18 protein-coding genes, 2 tRNA genes and 1 rRNA gene are annotated in these 16028 nt (G+C 38.9%); 16 read left to right on the plus strand and 5 right to left on the minus strand.

Annotated elements, in window-relative coordinates:
• Positions 1 to 16 precede the first annotated feature (16 nt).
• The 7 genes from rrf to tsaD all read left to right on the plus strand — a co-directional run bounded on the left by rrf (position 17) and on the right by tsaD (position 3078).
• A 5S ribosomal RNA gene (gene rrf / locus QYG89_RS16410) occupies positions 17 to 132 on the plus strand.
• Positions 133 to 159: 27 nt separating this feature from the next.
• Positions 160 to 233 (plus strand) — tRNA-Met (locus tag QYG89_RS16415).
• A 5-nt stretch (positions 234 to 238) separates the two neighbouring features.
• Positions 239 to 312 (plus strand) — tRNA-Asp (locus tag QYG89_RS16420).
• Positions 313 to 460: 148 nt separating this feature from the next.
• The gene (gene tsaE, locus QYG89_RS16425) at positions 461 to 916 is read left to right on the plus strand and encodes a tRNA (adenosine(37)-N6)-threonylcarbamoyltransferase complex ATPase subunit type 1 TsaE (RefSeq protein WP_404319215.1); all 456 of its coding nucleotides are present in this window, start codon (positions 461 to 463) and stop codon (positions 914 to 916) included.
• A complete protein-coding gene (tsaB, locus tag QYG89_RS16430; RefSeq protein ID WP_404319216.1) occupies positions 913 to 1611 on the plus strand; it encodes a tRNA (adenosine(37)-N6)-threonylcarbamoyltransferase complex dimerization subunit type 1 TsaB in 699 nt (232 codons plus the stop codon). The genes tsaE and tsaB overlap by 4 nt, the downstream gene beginning before the upstream one ends.
• Before the next feature lies 1 nt (position 1612).
• Positions 1613 to 2059 (plus strand): ribosomal protein S18-alanine N-acetyltransferase, encoded by a 447-nt coding sequence (gene rimI, locus QYG89_RS16435; RefSeq protein WP_404319219.1) that lies wholly within the window; start codon positions 1613 to 1615, stop codon positions 2057 to 2059.
• Positions 2059 to 3078, plus strand: coding sequence for a tRNA (adenosine(37)-N6)-threonylcarbamoyltransferase complex transferase subunit TsaD (gene tsaD, locus QYG89_RS16440; RefSeq protein WP_404319221.1), 1020 nt, complete (start codon positions 2059 to 2061; stop codon positions 3076 to 3078). Before rimI ends, tsaD begins: the two co-directional genes overlap by 1 nt.
• 331 nt (positions 3079 to 3409) lie before the next feature.
• On the opposite strand, the gene QYG89_RS16445 is transcribed toward tsaD, so the two are convergent.
• Entirely contained in the window at positions 3410 to 5335 is a 1926-nt protein-coding gene (locus tag QYG89_RS16445) for an ABC-F family ATP-binding cassette domain-containing protein (RefSeq protein ID WP_404319248.1), read from the minus strand.
• Positions 5336 to 5527: 192 nt separating this feature from the next.
• Here QYG89_RS16445 and QYG89_RS16450 point away from each other — a divergent pair, with 192 nt between their 5' ends.
• The 3 genes from QYG89_RS16450 to tatC are packed head-to-tail and all read left to right on the plus strand — an operon-like array spanning position 5528 to position 7180.
• A complete protein-coding gene (locus QYG89_RS16450; RefSeq protein WP_404319223.1) occupies positions 5528 to 6187 on the plus strand; it encodes a redox-sensing transcriptional repressor Rex in 660 nt (219 codons plus the stop codon).
• Positions 6188 to 6236: 49 nt separating this feature from the next.
• Positions 6237 to 6416 carry a twin-arginine translocase TatA/TatE family subunit gene (locus QYG89_RS16455; protein WP_404319225.1) on the plus strand — a complete coding sequence of 60 codons (180 nt, stop codon included), beginning with the start codon at positions 6237 to 6239 and terminating at the stop codon, positions 6414 to 6416.
• Positions 6417 to 6433: 17 nt separating this feature from the next.
• Positions 6434 to 7180 (plus strand): twin-arginine translocase subunit TatC, encoded by a 747-nt coding sequence (gene tatC / locus QYG89_RS16460; protein WP_404319227.1) that lies wholly within the window; start codon positions 6434 to 6436, stop codon positions 7178 to 7180.
• A 134-nt stretch (positions 7181 to 7314) separates the two neighbouring features.
• Here tatC and QYG89_RS16465 read toward each other — a convergent pair whose 3' ends face one another.
• Entirely contained in the window at positions 7315 to 7515 is a 201-nt protein-coding gene (locus tag QYG89_RS16465; RefSeq protein WP_404319229.1) for a YdiK family protein, read from the minus strand.
• A 30-nt stretch (positions 7516 to 7545) separates the two neighbouring features.
• A complete protein-coding gene (locus QYG89_RS16470; protein ID WP_404319231.1) occupies positions 7546 to 8283 on the minus strand; it encodes a CPBP family intramembrane glutamic endopeptidase in 738 nt (245 codons plus the stop codon).
• Positions 8284 to 8572: 289 nt separating this feature from the next.
• Between QYG89_RS16470 and groES the strand changes: the two genes are divergently transcribed.
• Complete coding sequence (gene groES / locus QYG89_RS16475) at positions 8573 to 8857, plus strand: co-chaperone GroES (RefSeq protein ID WP_404319233.1); 285 nt, start codon at positions 8573 to 8575, stop codon at positions 8855 to 8857.
• A gap of 54 nt (positions 8858 to 8911) precedes the next feature.
• Complete coding sequence (gene groL / locus QYG89_RS16480; RefSeq protein WP_404319234.1) at positions 8912 to 10546, plus strand: chaperonin GroEL; 1635 nt, start codon at positions 8912 to 8914, stop codon at positions 10544 to 10546.
• A 117-nt stretch (positions 10547 to 10663) separates the two neighbouring features.
• Here the strand turns inward: groL and QYG89_RS16485 are convergent, their stop codons facing one another.
• Both QYG89_RS16485 and QYG89_RS16490 read right to left on the minus strand, forming a co-directional pair.
• Positions 10664 to 11827: a site-specific integrase gene (locus QYG89_RS16485; RefSeq protein WP_404319236.1), complete on the minus strand. Its 1164-nt coding sequence runs from the start codon at positions 11825 to 11827 to the stop codon at positions 10664 to 10666.
• A 4-nt stretch (positions 11828 to 11831) separates the two neighbouring features.
• On the minus strand, positions 11832 to 12248 hold the full coding sequence (locus QYG89_RS16490) for a helix-turn-helix domain-containing protein (RefSeq protein WP_404319238.1): 417 nt from the start codon (positions 12246 to 12248) through the stop codon (positions 11832 to 11834).
• Positions 12249 to 12508: 260 nt separating this feature from the next.
• On the opposite strand from QYG89_RS16490, the gene QYG89_RS16495 reads away from it, so the two are divergent.
• The 4 genes from QYG89_RS16495 to QYG89_RS16510 form a co-directional block, all read left to right on the plus strand.
• The gene (locus QYG89_RS16495) at positions 12509 to 12811 is read left to right on the plus strand and encodes a MerR family transcriptional regulator (protein ID WP_404319240.1); all 303 of its coding nucleotides are present in this window, start codon (positions 12509 to 12511) and stop codon (positions 12809 to 12811) included.
• A 26-nt stretch (positions 12812 to 12837) separates the two neighbouring features.
• A complete protein-coding gene (locus QYG89_RS16500) occupies positions 12838 to 14283 on the plus strand; it encodes a DUF3987 domain-containing protein (protein ID WP_404319242.1) in 1446 nt (481 codons plus the stop codon).
• A gap of 630 nt (positions 14284 to 14913) precedes the next feature.
• Positions 14914 to 15399, plus strand: coding sequence for a phage terminase small subunit P27 family (locus tag QYG89_RS16505; RefSeq protein ID WP_404319245.1), 486 nt, complete (start codon positions 14914 to 14916; stop codon positions 15397 to 15399).
• Positions 15400 to 15727: 328 nt separating this feature from the next.
• Positions 15728 to 16028: hypothetical protein (locus tag QYG89_RS16510; RefSeq protein ID WP_404319247.1), on the plus strand; the 301-nt coding region annotated here is incomplete at its 3' end.

Consider the following 16028-nt stretch of genomic DNA (forward strand, 5'->3'; position numbering starts at 1 on the left):
TTTCAACTTTATACAGTCTGGTGGCGATAGCGAAGAGGTCACACCCGTTCCCATACCGAACACGGAAGTTAAGCTCTTCAGCGCCGATGGTAGTTGGGGGCTTCCCCCTGTGAGAGTAGGACGCTGCTAGGCTGTATACAATTTATTTACTTATATCGCCGCGGGGTGGAGCAGTCTGGTAGCTCGTCGGGCTCATAACCCGAAGGTCGCAGGTTCAAATCCTGTCCCCGCAATCTATGGTCCGGTAGTTCAGTTGGTTAGAATGCCTGCCTGTCACGCAGGAGGTCGCGGGTTCGAGTCCCGTCCGGACCGTCACTTTATAAGAATTGCCCTTAAACGAAACTTTGGTTTCGTTTCTTTTTTTATATCTCAATTTAAGATATACTGTATGTAACACGCTGCCTTAGGAAGTCATATCATCCTAAGGTTTTTTTAGGATTATTTTAAAGGGAGATTTTTTATGAGCAGAATCACATTTTCAACTGCCAGTGCGGAAGAAACACAAGCCTTTGCTGAAAAACTGGCACAGCTGTTAAAACCGGGCGATGTTATTTTACTCGAAGGAGATTTAGGAGCGGGCAAAACAACATTTACTCAAGGGTTGGCCAAAGCGTTAGGAGTAAAAAGAACAGTAAACAGTCCAACGTTTACAATTATAAAAGAATATCAAGGCAGGCTTCCTCTCTATCACATGGATGTTTATCGTTTAAATGATGCAGAAGAGGATCTAGGCTTTGATGAATATTTTTATGGAGAAGGTGTGTGTGTAGTGGAATGGGCTCATTTAATCGATCAGCAGCTGCCCAATGATTATTTAAAAGTGCATATTTTTCATAAAGGAAACGATCAACGTGAGATCTGTTTAGAACCGAAAGGCAGTAGATATGTTAGGATGAGTGAGGAGTTAGTAAAATGAAGGTGTTAGCGATTGATACATCGACTTATACGTTAGGCGTCGCTCTCGTGGATAAAGAAAAGGTGATTGGTGAATATATGACAGATTTAAATAAAAACCATTCACTAAGAGCCATGCCAGCTATTGAAGCATTAATGAAGGAATGTGAAGTGAAGCCAGGTGACTTAGAAAAAATAGTAGTAGCTGAAGGACCGGGATCTTATACAGGTGTACGCATCGGTGTAACGATTGCAAAAACACTGGCCTGGTCATTAGGCATTCCCCTTGTAGGAATCTCGAGTCTCGCTGTTTTAGCCGCTTCCGCTCATTATTATCCTTCTTATATATCCCCTATTTTTGATGCAAGGCGCGGCAGAGTATATACGGGATTATACCGTTTTGAAGAAGGAAAGCTGACTAATGTGAAAGAAGATAAAAATCTATCGTTAACGGACTGGTGCAGTGAGTTAAAAGAATTAAATCAAGAAGTGATGTTCGTTGGCAGTGATGTTCGTCTGCATGAAAGCTTTATTCGTGAAACAATGGGCAGACAAGTGGTGTTAGGGAATATAAGTGTTTCTTATCCACGTCCATCTGAACTTGCCCGTCTCGGATTACACGAACCAGCGGTGGATTTGCATTCATTCGTCCCTAATTATATTAGACTGGCGGAAGCAGAAGCTAAGTGGCTGGAGCAGCAAAAGGCGGAAAAGTAAAATGAGTGAGATGAGTATCCGTTTAATGACTGTTGATGATATAGAGGAAGTACATGAAATTGATATAAGCTGCTTTACGACACCATGGACGAAAGAATCTTTAATGAATGAGGTCAATAATAATTACTTTGCTTTATATTATGTAGCAGAGTATGAAGGCAAGCCTATTGGCTACTGTGGAATGTGGCTTGTGCTGGATGAATCACAAATTACGAATATCGCTATTTTGCCTGAGTTTCAAGGCAGAGGCTTTGGTGAAAAATTATTTGTTTTTGTAATGAATGCCGCGAAGGAGAAAGGGGCTTCAGTAATGACTTTGGAGGTACGTGTCAGTAATACAGCTGCTCAAGGGTTATATCAAAAGCTGGGTTTTCAGCCGGGCGGCATTAGAAGAAATTATTATTCAGACAATCAAGAAGACGCATTAGTAATGTGGGTGAAATTATAATGGAAAAAGATATCTATATATTAGGTTTAGAAACGAGCTGCGATGAAACAGCCGCAGCTATTATAAAAAATGGCCGGGAAATCATAGCAAATGTCGTTTCCTCGCAAATTGAAAGTCATAAGCGCTTTGGCGGTGTCGTTCCTGAAATTGCTTCGCGTCATCATGTGGAACAAATTACATTAGTGCTGGAGGAAACATTAAATCAGGCAGGGATGACATTCAAGGATTTGGATGCGATTGCTGTTACGAAAGGTCCAGGATTAGTAGGAGCGCTCCTTGTTGGAGTAAACGCAGCGAAAGCTTTAGCATTTGCTCATCAGCTGCCGCTCATAGGTGTTCATCATATTGCCGGCCATATTTATGCCAATCGTCTCATTAAAGAGTTTTCGTTTCCGTTGCTTTCGCTCGTCGTATCAGGGGGACATACGGAACTTGTTTTAATGAACAAACATGGTGATTTTCAAGTGATTGGTGAAACTCGGGACGATGCAGCGGGAGAAGCCTATGATAAAGTAGCCCGGACATTAAACCTGCCTTATCCGGGAGGCCCGCACATTGACCGGCTCGCTGCAGAAGGAGAAGCGGTGATTGACTTGCCAAGGGCTTGGCTGGAGGAAGGATCATATGATTTCAGCTTCAGTGGTTTAAAATCGGCAGTTATTAATACGCTCCATAATGCGGAACAGCGGAAGGAAGCATTAAAGCCGGAAGATGTGGCTGCGAGTTTCCAGCAAAGTGTGATTGATGTGTTGACAGCTAAAACGGTGAAAGCAGCCAAAGAATATGACATAAAACAAGTGCTTCTTGCTGGAGGAGTAGCCGCTAATAAAGGTCTGCGAAAGGCATTAGAAGAGCAGTTTGCTGAGTTAGAGAATATTGAACTCATTATCCCGCCGTTAAGTTTATGCACAGACAACGCAGCGATGATTGCAGCTGCGGGAACGATCTTATATGAACAAGAAAAATTTGAGGATTTAGCGATGAATGGTTATCCAGGGCTGGATATTGAACAAAGCTGAAGGTGCGATTGTTAGGCAATCGTGTGGATAAACATGGTCAAATGTGTGGATATTCAACTAAAAGGTTGTTCAAAAGAGGGCTGATTTCCTTCTTTTGAACAGCTTTTTATTTTTTGTTCACAAGTTGTGGATATATTGTGAATAAAAAGATTTTTTTGTGGGTAAACAACCTTTTTTATTAGAGCTAATTTTGTGTATTTTGTGGACATTTGTGCATATCTCTGTGGATAATGTGAATAAGTGTGTTGAGACAAAGTAAATAGCTACATTTGCTTGTGGGTAATTTTGTGTATAAAAAGCCAGGAAAATAGATTTTCCTGGCTTTTTATGTCTAAACATGAAGTATTTCCCATTCCCTTAATAAGTTATCCACTTCCGACTGGCACGCTTCAATTTTTTCCTGAAGCTCTAAGGATTTTTCGTGGTCTTGAAAGATTTCAGGCTGGCAAAGCAAATCTTCTGCTTCTTCTATCTTTGCTTCTAGACTTTCAATTTTTTCCTCTATTTCTTCAATGCGGCGGCGTTTTTGCCTTTCCAGTTTCTTTTGCTCCTTATCACTTTGATAAGTGGAAGCCTCGACAAGAGGTGTTTCTTGATTGACTGGTGCCGAAGCGGCCTTGTCTAATTCAGCCAGTTCTTTTTGTTCCTGTTTTTTCGTCAAATAGTAATCGTAGTCCCCCAAGTATTCTGTCATACCGATGTTGGACATTTCCACTACTTTTGAAGCAATTCGGTTAATAAAGTAGCGGTCATGTGACACAAATAACAGTGTTCCTGGATAGTCAATGAGCGCGTTTTCCAGCACTTCTTTGCTGTCTAAATCCAAATGGTTCGTTGGTTCATCAAGAATGAGAAAGTTTGATTTTTGCATCATTAATTTCGCCAGGGCGAGCCGTGCTTTTTCTCCGCCGCTCAAAGCGTAAACCGGTTTTAATACATCGTCGCCTGAAAAAAGAAAGTTGCCTAGTACGGTTCTGATTTCCTTCTCATCACTAGAAGGATAATCATCCCATAGTTCACTTAATACAGTTTTATTAGAGGTTAAATTGGCTTGTTCCTGATCATAATAGCCGATAGATACATTTGTCCCCAGTGAAAACTCACCGGCTAACGAAGGCAATTGATCGACAATGGTTTTGAGAAAAGTGGATTTACCAGCACCATTAGGCCCGACTAATGCGGTGCTTTCTTCTCTCGTAAGGTACAGATGAAGGTCTTTAGCGATGACTTCTTCTTGATAGCCGATGGCAAGGCCATTCACTTTTAACACTTCATGTCCGCTTTGTTTTTCAATTTTGAACATCATATTAGCTGACTTCTCATCACCGTCTGGCCGTTCTAACAGTTCCATGCGCTGCAGCTGCTTACGGCGGCTTTGGGCTCGTTTGGTTGTGGAGGCGCGGGCAATATTGCGTTGAATAAAGTCCTCGAGCTTCGCGACTTGTTCTTGTTGTTTTTCGAACAATTTCATTTCTTTCTCATATTGATCAGCTTTTTGCTGTAAGTAGCCGCTGTAATTTCCAGGGAACTTTTTAATGTGCTGCCGGGAAATTTCGTACACTTGGTTCACGACTTTATCCAGGAAATAACGATCGTGCGATACGATCAAAATAGCGCCGCTGTAGTTTTGCAAATATTGTTCGAGCCAGGAAAGTGTCTCAATGTCCAAGTGGTTCGTCGGCTCGTCCAAAATAAGAATATCTGGTTTGGTCAACAATAGCTTACCGAGTGCTAGTCTCGTTTTCTGACCGCCGCTTAAAGATGAAATTTTCGTTTCATAATCAAATTCATGGAAGTTCAAACCATGCAAAACTGAACGGATATCGGCTTCAAATTGATAGCCTCCGGATTCTTTAAAGTCATTTTGCAAGACGTCATATTCCTTTGTCACTCTTTCGTATTGAATGGGGTCTTCATATACGCTCGGATCAGCCATTTGCTCTTCCAGGCGCCGAAGATTTTTTTCCATATTGCGCAAATATGAAAAGACAGAAAGCATTTCATCCATAATGGACAAATCAGATTCTAGTCCTGTATTTTGAGCGAGGTAACCAATCGTTACATCTTTCGGTTTCAAAATATTTCCCGAATCGTAGGAAAGGCTGCCGGCAATGACCTTTAAAAGAGTGGACTTCCCTGCGCCGTTTCTGCCGACAAGGGCAATCCGATCCCGTGTTTGTATTTCAAGTTTAATATTCGACAAAATGAGTTCTGCGCCGAAATATTTAGTTAGCTGCTGTACTTGCAGTAAAATCATTCTGTTCACCTCAATTTCCTATTACAAGTGTAGCCGATTCTACAATTACGGGCAATTCTCATTCGCTTTTTCGCTGATTACAGAAAGGAATCGTAAAGTTAAAAGACAAGCTGTACAAAATATTGTATGATGAAAGAAGTGATTAGTTGGAACGTTACTAGAATGGAAGCAGCAAGTGTTGGGGGTAGAAACATGAACCATGATTCATTAAAAATTCCGCAGGCAACGGCTAAGCGGTTGCCTTTGTATTATCGATTTATTCAAAACCTGCATTCTTCCGGCAAGCAGCGGGTGTCGTCAGCGGAATTGAGCGAAGCGGTAAAAGTAGATTCAGCGACGATCCGCCGTGACTTCTCTTACTTTGGAGCACTTGGGAAAAAAGGCTACGGCTACAACGTCAGTTATTTACTTTCGTTCTTCCGAAAAACATTGGATCAGGATGAAGTTACCCATGTCGCTTTAATTGGTGTAGGTAATTTAGGAACAGCCTTTTTAAATTATAACTTTATGAAGAATAATAATACGAAGATACAAATCGCCTTTGATGTAGATGAAGAAAAAGTGGGAACGACGATTGGCGATGTTTCTATTCATCATTTGGACGAGCTTGAAAAAAAATTAAAGGCCAAAGACGTACAAGTGGCCATTTTAACGGTTCCTTCGTCGACTGCCCAGGGGATTACAGACCGGCTGGTGGAATGTAATATTAAAGGGATTTTAAACTTTACGCCTGCGAGGCTGAATGTTCCGCCGGCTATTCGTGTGCATCATATTGATTTAGCTGTCGAGCTGCAGTCATTAGTGTACTTTTTGAAAAACTATCCAGAAGATACGGATGAAAAGTCTGAATAGAATTATGCCGGAAAATCGGTTATGATGGTGAAAAGGAGGTGTTGCATGAATGGGACTTAGTATAGGCAGTATCATATTAATTGCTGGAGCGGCGATATTGATTTTTGGACCGAAGAAACTTCCTGAACTTGGACGTGCAGCAGGCGATACATTAAAAGAATTCAAGAATGCGACAAAAGGGCTGGCGGACGACGACGATAAACAAGAGGATAAAAAGGATCCCCAGTAAGGTTAGGATGAATGACAATGAGTCGACAAGACATGACAATATATGAACATATCGGCGAATTGCGAAAACGGCTCATTATAGTAGTCGTTTTCTTGTTCCTGGCTATGATTGCAGGTTTGTTTATGGCGGAGCCGGTGATCCATTATTTACAGCATGCCGATGAAGCGAAGGCATTAACGCTGAATGCCTTTAGAGTGACGGACCCATTAAAGATCTATTTTCAAACGGCTTTTGTGATCGCTTTTATCCTGACGAGCCCGATGATTCTTTATCAATTGTGGGCTTTCGTCAGTCCAGGTCTGTATGAAAAGGAGAGAAAAGTAACGCTTAGTTATATTCCGCTGTCTGTCGTATTATTTCTAGCAGGGCTTTCTTTTTCTTATCTCGTTTTGTTTCCGTACATTATTCACTTTATGATGAAACTATCTGGTGATTTGAATATTGAACAAGTGATCGGCATCAACGAATATTTTCAGTTCTTGTTTCAAATCACGCTTCCATTCGGCATTCTTTTTCAATTGCCGGTTGTGACGATGTTTTTGACGAGACTTGGCATCATTACGCCGATGTTTCTCGCACAAGTCCGCCGTTATGCATACTTTATTTTGCTGGTGATTGCAGGATTAATCACTCCGCCGGACGTCATATCACAGCTCATTGTGATGGTTCCATTAGTGATTCTTTATGAAATTAGCATTTGGATTTCTAAAGTCAGCTATAAAAAAGTGCTGCAGGCGGAACTGACAGCCGAAAATGAGAACTAGAAAAAGTGAGCTATGCGAACCTGTATTTTTGGGCGAAATGAGTCGAACATTCGTATATTACATGAAAATAAAGCTGTTCTATAAAAGAGCTGGACTCCCGCATGAAGCGGAAGCCAACCTTTCATGGAACAGCCTTATTTTTTTTCACTGCTTTTTAGGCGAAAGTGCATCATCACGAGGCGCAGGCCAGAACCGATATCCATCGTCGCAAGCAGAATCAGCAAGTAAGTAAAAAAACCAAAACCGCCTGTATTGACGTCCTCAATCGCTAAATAAGTAAAAAATGATCCAAGAATCAAATATAAGATTCCAGTCATCAAAGGTGATTGTCTCATTACACTCCTCCAAATGTACAGGTACAGGTATTAAAAAAGCCACGAAGCGAAACTTTGCATTTGTTCTGCTTCTTTCAGCATTCGTTCCACATCATCCGCATAAAAATATTGAATAATAACGACCAAGGAATTCATGGCCACATGGGCGAATATAGGTACGAGCAGCCTTTTTGTTTTTACATAAAGAAATGCAAAGGTGAACCCCATTGCCGAATAAATAAGTAAATGCTCTAACTCGGCATGAGCGACAGCGAAAATAACGGAACTGATTAAAGCAGATACCCAGAACGGAAATTTTTCATACAAACTGCCAAAAATAATCTTTCGGAACACAATTTCTTCAAGGATCGGGCCGAAGACGGCAGTTGCGATCATCATAGCGGGTACGAGTTCGATGATTTGTATAATCATCTTTGTATTTTCAGAACCCATCTCAATCCCTAAAGCTGTTTCAATGGCCATCGCAATCCGCTGGCCGATCAAAGCGAGAAAGACACCGGCAACTGCCCAGCCGGCAGATTGTCCAGCTGACAGCGGCGCTGTTCGTTCTAGCCGGTTGTTCCTCGTTTCTTTCCGCAAGATCAGCAGCACAATCAATAAAGTAACTGTAAAACTAAACACGAGCCAGTAGCCGGGAATGAGATTCCTCAATGTCTGCAGCTCTATGCCAAAAGAAAGACCAGCCTTCAATAAAAGCGGGTATGCGACTAAACTGGACAACTGCATTAAAAGATAAGCGATTAAAATATATCCGTATTCCTTCTTCAAATGAAAAGAACTCCTTTAACTTAAAAGTGTAAGCGCCTGCCCAGCCCTGACAGGCAAATATTTTTCATAGATGACATTCAATAAATATTTTACTAATAAAGACGCAATCGTTCAAACAGAAGGATTGAAGTGCGGTTCCATCAGTGCAGGAAATGATTTGTAAAAAAAAATACACTTCCCGCTTGCAAAAGAAATCCATTTTATTTATTATAATAATTGTGTTAGCACTCTATACGAGAGAGTGCTAATCATTTAAAACAGTACATACATTCCAAGGAGGTTGTTTCACTTGTTAAAACCACTAGGTGATCGCGTAGTAATTGAGCTGGTCGAATCAGAAGAAAAAACGGCTAGCGGCATCGTATTACCAGATTCAGCGAAGGAAAAGCCACAAGAGGGCAAAGTCGTGGCAGTTGGTAACGGCCGTGTGCTTGAAAGCGGCGAAAGAGTAGCCCTTGAAGTAGCTGTTGGTGATCGTATCATCTTCTCTAAATATGCTGGTACAGAGGTGAAATACGGAGGACAAGAACTATTAATCCTTCGTGAAAGCGACATCCTTGCTGTAGCAGAATAATAAACGAATACTTAACGACTTTAAATAATTATAAAAATCGGGGAGGTTTTTCATATGGCTAAAGAGATTAAATTTAGCGAAGAAGCGCGCCGCGCAATGCTTCGTGGAGTAGATCAATTAGCGGATGCTGTAAAAGTAACTCTTGGACCGAAAGGACGTAACGTGGTTCTTGAGAAAAAATTCGGTTCACCATTAATCACGAACGATGGTGTAACAATCGCAAAAGAAATCGAACTTGAAGATGCATTCGAAAACATGGGTGCGAAGCTTGTAGCAGAAGTAGCAAGCAAAACAAACGACGTAGCTGGTGACGGTACAACAACTGCCACTGTTCTTGCTCAAGCAATGATCAGCGAAGGTTTGAAAAACGTAACAGCAGGTGCAAACCCTGTTGGCGTACGTAAAGGAATGGACATTGCTGTTCAAACAGCTGTGGAAGGATTACAAGAAATCTCTAAGCCAATCGAAGGCAAAGAATCCATTGCACAAGTAGCAGCGATTTCATCTGCTGATGAAGAAGTCGGCCAATTGATTGCTGAAGCGATGGAGCGCGTTGGAAACGACGGCGTTATCACAATTGAAGAATCAAAAGGATTCACGACAGAGCTTGACGTGGTTGAAGGTATGCAATTTGACCGCGGCTACGCTTCTCCTTACATGATCACAGATTCTGACAAAATGGAAGCGGTTCTTGACAACCCATACATTTTGATCACTGATAAGAAAATCTCAAGCATTCAAGAAGTGCTTCCTGTGTTGGAGCAAGTCGTTCAACAAAGCAAGCCGCTTTTAATCATCTCTGAAGATGTAGAAGGCGAAGCACTTGCTACTCTTGTTGTGAACAAATTACGCGGTACATTTAACGCAGTAGCTGTTAAAGCACCAGGCTTCGGTGACCGCCGTAAAGCAATGCTTGAAGACATCGCTGTATTAACTGGCGGTGAAGTAATCACTGAAGATTTAGGGCTAGATCTTAAATCTGCTAACATCACTCAACTTGGACGCGCTGCGAAAGTAGTTGTTTCTAAAGAAAACACAACAATCGTTGAAGGAGCAGGAGACTCTGCTCAAATCGAAGGACGCGTGAACCAAATCCGCGTTCAATTAGAAGAAACAACTTCTGAATTCGATCGTGAAAAATTACAAGAACGTCTAGCTAAATTAGCTGGCGGCGTAGCTGTGATCAAAGTTGGAGCGGCTACAGAAACAGAATTAAAAGAACGCAAACTTCGCATTGAAGATGCATTGAATGCAACTCGTGCAGCTGTTGAAGAAGGTATCGTTTCTGGTGGTGGTACAGCACTTGTAAACGTATATAACAAAGTAGCTGAAATCGAAGCAGAAGGCGATGTAGCAACAGGAATCAAGATCGTTCTTCGTGCTCTTGAAGAGCCAATTCGCCAAATCGCTTTCAACGCAGGCCTTGAAGGATCTGTCGTTGTTGACCGCCTAAAACGCGAAGAAGTCGGCGTTGGTTTCAACGCAGCAACTGGCGAGTGGGTAAACATGGTTGAAACAGGCATCGTTGACCCAACAAAAGTAACTCGTTATGCTCTTCAAAACGCAGCATCTGTTGCGTCTATGTTCTTAACAACTGAAGCAGTTGTTGCTGACAAGCCAGAACCAGCTGGTGCAGGCATGGGTATGCCTGACATGGGCGGTATGGGTGGAATGGGCGGCATGATGTAATAGGGGTTTTAAAATCTTATTATATCAATGTTTTAAGATAGTTCGATATATCTTTGTGTGCGGATTTGTGTGCGTTTCTCACACATTAACCATTCATGACAGAAGAAAAACATAAAATTAGAGAAGGTCTTCCATTAGTTTATCAAACTTTTGGGAGGCCTTTTCTTCCATGTTGGCAGTCATATGAGCATAGATGTTCATTGTAGTATTTATGTCTGTATGTCCTAGACGTTGTTGTATTTCTTTAATGCCTACTCCAGCTTCAAGTAATAAAGATGTGTGCGTGTGCCGGAAAGAATGAGGAGTGATATTCTTTTCAATTTCTGCCTTTTTTAGCAATCGCTTAAGCCGAGTGTCCACTACCTTTCTTAATTGAGGATGTCCGTCCTCTCGAGCAAAAATAAATCCGTTATCTTGGTAAATAAGTCGATTTTTTAATTTAATCTCATTTTGTTTTATCTTATGTTTTTTAAGCATGTTGATCAGCTTATCATTAATACGGATTGTGCGGACTGAGCCTTTTGTTTTTGGTGTTAGCAACTGGTATTTTTCATAATTGTTACTTGGATTATATACGGTTTTAGTTATTCTCAATGTTCCTTGTTTTTCGTTAAAATCTACCCATTTTAAGGCTAATAATTCGCCTATTCTTAAGCCGGTATAGGAAAGTGTAGTAAAAATAAGGTTGTCCATTTCAAGCCCTTCTGAATGTGCTAACTTAAGAAAATGAGCAAGTTCTTCTTTTTCAAGGAAGATAATATCTTCTTCCGCTTTCTCCAATTCTTCAACAGTTTGTTGCTTTTTGGGTAATTTAAAATTCTCTGTAGGATTAACTTTTAGTAGTCCTAGCTCTAAGGCTTGTCTAAAAACCATACGACCGCAAGCGTGAATACCATCTAAGTAATTATGGCTATATTGCTCTGATAAATCGATGATCCTTTTCTGATACATCTTTTTTGTAATTTTACTAATCGGATAAGGTCCCCAAACACTAATAAAGTGTTTCATTTCTTTTTCCCTAGCTCTTACACTACTCACCTTAACGCCACTTCGGCTATATGTTTTTAGCCAGTCCTTAGCGAATTGTGCAAAAGGCATATCAGATTCTTTAATAAATGTTCCATTTTCTTTTTGGATCTCTATAAGTCTTGCAGCAGCCTTTGCCTCACGTTGTGTTTTAAAACCACCTTTAGATTCATATATTCGTTTTTTTGTTAAAGGATCTACGCCCATATATACTTTATAGGTCCATGTCTTTCCACGCTGTATAATTTGTGCCATGCTGTTAAGTCTCCTTGTTTGCAATCTGACAGAATAATTTCAAATACTCAATGATTTTTTTGCGATCACAATCGTTTAATAACTTTCCGTCGAGGTATACTCTCTCGTTGTTTATTAACTGGAACATTATATCTTTTTCTTCTATAAGTTTTCTTTCTTCTGTCAATAAATCCTCAAATTCTCGAGAATACCCTGTTTTAACTGAAGCGATGTATCCAGCTTTGACCATTATTTCATAAGAATCAATATCCAATGCACTAGCAATTTTATTTATAATATCCGGCTTTGGTATATCTCTTTTTCCATTTTCAATTTGTGATAAATATGGCTGAGATAGGTTCGTTTTTTTAGCTAATTGCATTAGTGTAATGTTTTTGCCTTTCCTTTTATTACGAATAAATTGACCCAATTCGTTTTCCATGTTAGTTCACCCTCCTTTTTTTAATCATAATTGAAAATATAACTATTTGCAATATTATATAATGATTTGCAATTGTAAATTTGCTTTTTGCAATATTAAACTGTATTATTAAGGAAAATATTACAAATTGCAATATTTTGGAGGTTGGAAAATGAAATAACCCATATTTAAAAATAAGATCTATCGATCGAGATTAATCGTAAAGTAAAAGTGTTAAATGAGATGATTAAAAAGGAATTTAAAATAGAGGTGAAGGTGAAATGTATGAAAATAATATATTCAACCTTTCTTTAAACGAAGAAGGTTTAAAAGCATTATTTCTCCAAGAAGTAAATAAACATCTTGAAAAACTTGAAAAGGAGACTATTCTCTTAGATAGCAAGGAATTATGTAAAATGTTGTGCCTTTCATGGCCAACTGTAGAAAAGTTATTTCTTCAGGATCCAAATTTTCCAAGCATTCGTATAGGGAAGAAGTGGCTGTTCAATAGAGAAAAGGTTAAAGAATATATTGATCAATGGTCTGATGATATTAGGGAGCAGGGAGGGAATGTAGAATTATAGGAAAAGAAAAAAGGGATGCAACAGCATTGCACACCCTAAAACAGGATAAATCCAATGTTTTACCAACATTCCCGCTGGAATCGCTTCCTAAACCATTAGCGGATTTTATTAAAGAAACAGCTGAATGTAATGCAGGAACAACCGATGGAGTAGGATTAGGTGTAATAATTGCATTAGGAACCGCTATAGGCAATTCAGCCGAAATATTAATTGATGGTGTTCCGGAAGGTTGGGTTGAATCGACTTTATTATGGGGAGCATATGTAGCTGACCCAGGGTCCAATAAATCAGGCATCACTACCGCTGGAATGAAGCCGTTGAAGAAGATTCAAAAAGAAAATTATGAGTTATACAAAGCCCAATATGAAGAATACGAGGACATGCTTGATGAATATAAGCAATCTCAGCAAAACAGGAAAAAATCTGGAGCAGAACTGCTGCCAAAACCAATAGAGCCGAAATTCAAACAAATAATTGTGAACTATTCGACTTTGGAAGGCTTATCAGGTGTTTTAGTGGATAATCCTAGAGGCGTTATTGCTTTATTTGATGAATTACGCGTCTTTATGGAGCAAATGGACATGTATCGCGGAGGTAATGGAGGAGATTTAGCTAAATGGCTAAGTATTTTTGTCCGAGATGAATTTACAATAAATCTAGCTAGTAAACGACCTAGACATATTTCACTACCATTTGTGGCGGTTCATGGGAATATCACCCCTGATAAGCTGAATCTGATTATTACAAAAGTGCAGGATGGACTGGCAGACCGATTTTTATTTGTTTATCCTGAAAAGGTTTTACCTTATTATAACCCAAATATAGTAGATCCAAAATTACAAGAAGGATACGAAAGGATTATAGACAGACTTTTAAACTTACACACCGATTTAAAGACTCCGCTACAGGTAAGATATTCAAGCGATGCTAAAACATTATGGAATCTCTATCATGATTATCTGATAAGTATAACAGAACAATCTGATTTTCCTAAACGGCTTGAAGGTGTGTTCAATAAGTTTAGGGGAATCTTTTCAAGGATTGTATTAATCTTGCATCTAACCAAGTTTGTTTGCCATGAAACCGCCAAAAATGAATTTGTCGATATTGATACCGTGGAACAGGCTTTTAAATTAGTTTTATATTTTATAGCACATGCTAAAAAGGTTTATAACGTGGTAGACAAAAATGATATGGATATAAAAATAGAAATGATTCAAGAGTTTATCAATAAACGTGGTGAAGATTATATCGATGAAGGTGTACCTGATTGGAGAGGAAAAATTATAACCATTAACGACATGAACAAATACAGGGTATTTTCCCCTAAATATGAAACTAAAAAGCTTATTATTAATGAAGTATTAGCGGAAATGCAAGAGCAAGGATTGGGACACACTATGGAGTTTCAATCAACAGGAACCAAACCGATAAGAAAGTTTTTATTATTTTCTCACCCTATAAACATGTGATTTTGTGATTTTTCCTTTCATCTTTAGAGCCATAAGGGGTTGAGGTGTCGAATGACATTGTGATTTTTTGTGATGTTTCGATAATGAAAACAATAAAGTTGAAAAGCCGTAAAAAAATCACAGAACATCGAGACATCATTAGCCTTAGAGCCATAAGGGATTGAGTTGAAAATCGCAAAATATTAGCTTATAGAGGATAGGAGTAAAAAAATGAAGTATTGAGCTTTTGAGGGTGTCGACCCAATGGAGAATGGAAAGATTGTAGACCGCGCAGCTGACCGATATCGATTGTTTAAATGGTATGTCGACCTTATATCACATTCTGAACCGTCTAATCGAATATAGACGAAAAAGCAGTTTTACGATGGATGTAAGGCGGATAATATATTAATAAGTGATTTATTTATATAAGGCTTGTAAAAAAAGGGGGAGAGGTCATATTGAAGCACAGCTCTCTCTTTTTTATCAATTCAGGCGAATTAAGACCAAAAAAATGTGTATTTTAGCTGAGATATTTTATTATTAACCCCCCCCCCACCCAAATGAACCAAAATCGACTTTTGTTGTCCACCTCGCACCCACCATTGACTTAAATTTTTATTTTACAGAGACCTAAAAGGAGGTTTTATAATGAGTAAAGTTAAGCCAGTATCAATAAGAACTGGAGCCATGACAAAAGAAGAAAGGATTAAAAGGAAAAATGCGGAGGATACTCTAAAAGGCAAAAAGCACATTACCCAGACACCACCAACTGATTTATGTAGCCAAGGCAAGAAGGCATATAAGGAAATCATTGAATCATTGCCAACGAACTTCTTAAACAATACCGATGTCCACACCGTCTCAATTGTGGCAGATGCCATTGCAAACATGCAGAAATGCCGTGACATAATTAAAAACGAAGGTCTAATTGTTGAGTACACCAATAACAGCGGGGCGGTTAATAAAGACCAAAATAAAGCCATATTGATATATCAAAAATACAGTGAGATATTTCATAAATTTGCCGGAGAATTAGGTTTGTCTCCTAGTGCTAGAGGTAAATTGGCTTTAATGCTAAATGAGGAAATTGAAAAAGAAACAGACCCACTTCTTAGAGTATTAGGAAGAACATGAGCTGAATACTACTTTTTTTATTAGGATTATAACCTGAACCTCATTGTTTATTAAAAGTTTCAATATATTAAAAGCTCATATGAAAGAATGTAATAATATGGTCTTAAAGGCGTGGTGTGCACAACAGTTCCCAAAAACGTTATTGAATAAGTTGTAGAGCAAGAGCTGGAATACAAAAGATATAATGTCATTTAAAATAGCTCTCTATTGTCACGAAAGTGCTAGCACGTTTTCCTTATACACCTTTTTTGTTGAAATATTTTATTTTTTATAAATAAAGACAACGATATCTAACATTGATAATATGATATTATAAGGGGGAGATTGAATGAGAAATCAACCTATAATTTATTACACTATTTCAGGTGTAATGATCGCTATTGGTATTTTAATGCTGACAGATATATTTTCTCTAACTACTGCACAAATGAATGTTATTAATATTGGAGCAGCGTTAATTACTCTATCTACAGCATTGGTAGGGGTTTTTACTTTTAAAAAAATCAATAAGGTGATTATTGGTTTTAATGCATTTAATTTTTTTATAGGCATTATTATAATTTTCTTCGGCTTTCTAATAAGAGGATTTAAAGAGGATATAGACTTAATTGTATTTTTTGAAAATATAG

Origin of the sequence: Bacillus lumedeiriae (assembly GCF_044891285.1) — a bacterium.
Taxonomy (GTDB): domain Bacteria; phylum Bacillota; class Bacilli; order Bacillales; family Domibacillaceae; genus Pseudobacillus; species Pseudobacillus lumedeiriae.

What these genes read in the sequence shown, in the direction of transcription:
- tsaE (WP_404319215.1), top strand. Translation starts at nt 461, where the DNA reads ATGAGCAGAATCACATTTTCAACTGCCAGTGCGGAAGAAACACAAGCC.
- tsaB (WP_404319216.1), top strand. Translation starts at nt 913, where the DNA reads ATGAAGGTGTTAGCGATTGATACATCGACTTATACGTTAGGCGTCGCT.
- rimI (WP_404319219.1), top strand. Translation starts at nt 1,613, where the DNA reads ATGAGTGAGATGAGTATCCGTTTAATGACTGTTGATGATATAGAGGAA.
- tsaD (WP_404319221.1), top strand. Translation starts at nt 2,059, where the DNA reads ATGGAAAAAGATATCTATATATTAGGTTTAGAAACGAGCTGCGATGAA.
- QYG89_RS16445 (WP_404319248.1), bottom strand. Translation starts at nt 5,335, where the DNA reads ATGATTTTACTGCAAGTACAGCAGCTAACTAAATATTTCGGCGCAGAA.
- QYG89_RS16450 (WP_404319223.1), top strand. Translation starts at nt 5,528, where the DNA reads ATGAACCATGATTCATTAAAAATTCCGCAGGCAACGGCTAAGCGGTTG.
- QYG89_RS16455 (WP_404319225.1), top strand. Translation starts at nt 6,237, where the DNA reads ATGGGACTTAGTATAGGCAGTATCATATTAATTGCTGGAGCGGCGATA.
- tatC (WP_404319227.1), top strand. Translation starts at nt 6,434, where the DNA reads ATGAGTCGACAAGACATGACAATATATGAACATATCGGCGAATTGCGA.
- QYG89_RS16465 (WP_404319229.1), bottom strand. Translation starts at nt 7,515, where the DNA reads ATGAGACAATCACCTTTGATGACTGGAATCTTATATTTGATTCTTGGA.
- groL (WP_404319234.1), top strand. Translation starts at nt 8,912, where the DNA reads ATGGCTAAAGAGATTAAATTTAGCGAAGAAGCGCGCCGCGCAATGCTT.
- QYG89_RS16485 (WP_404319236.1), bottom strand. Translation starts at nt 11,827, where the DNA reads ATGGCACAAATTATACAGCGTGGAAAGACATGGACCTATAAAGTATAT.
- QYG89_RS16490 (WP_404319238.1), bottom strand. Translation starts at nt 12,248, where the DNA reads ATGGAAAACGAATTGGGTCAATTTATTCGTAATAAAAGGAAAGGCAAA.
- QYG89_RS16495 (WP_404319240.1), top strand. Translation starts at nt 12,509, where the DNA reads ATGTATGAAAATAATATATTCAACCTTTCTTTAAACGAAGAAGGTTTA.
- QYG89_RS16505 (WP_404319245.1), top strand. Translation starts at nt 14,914, where the DNA reads ATGAGTAAAGTTAAGCCAGTATCAATAAGAACTGGAGCCATGACAAAA.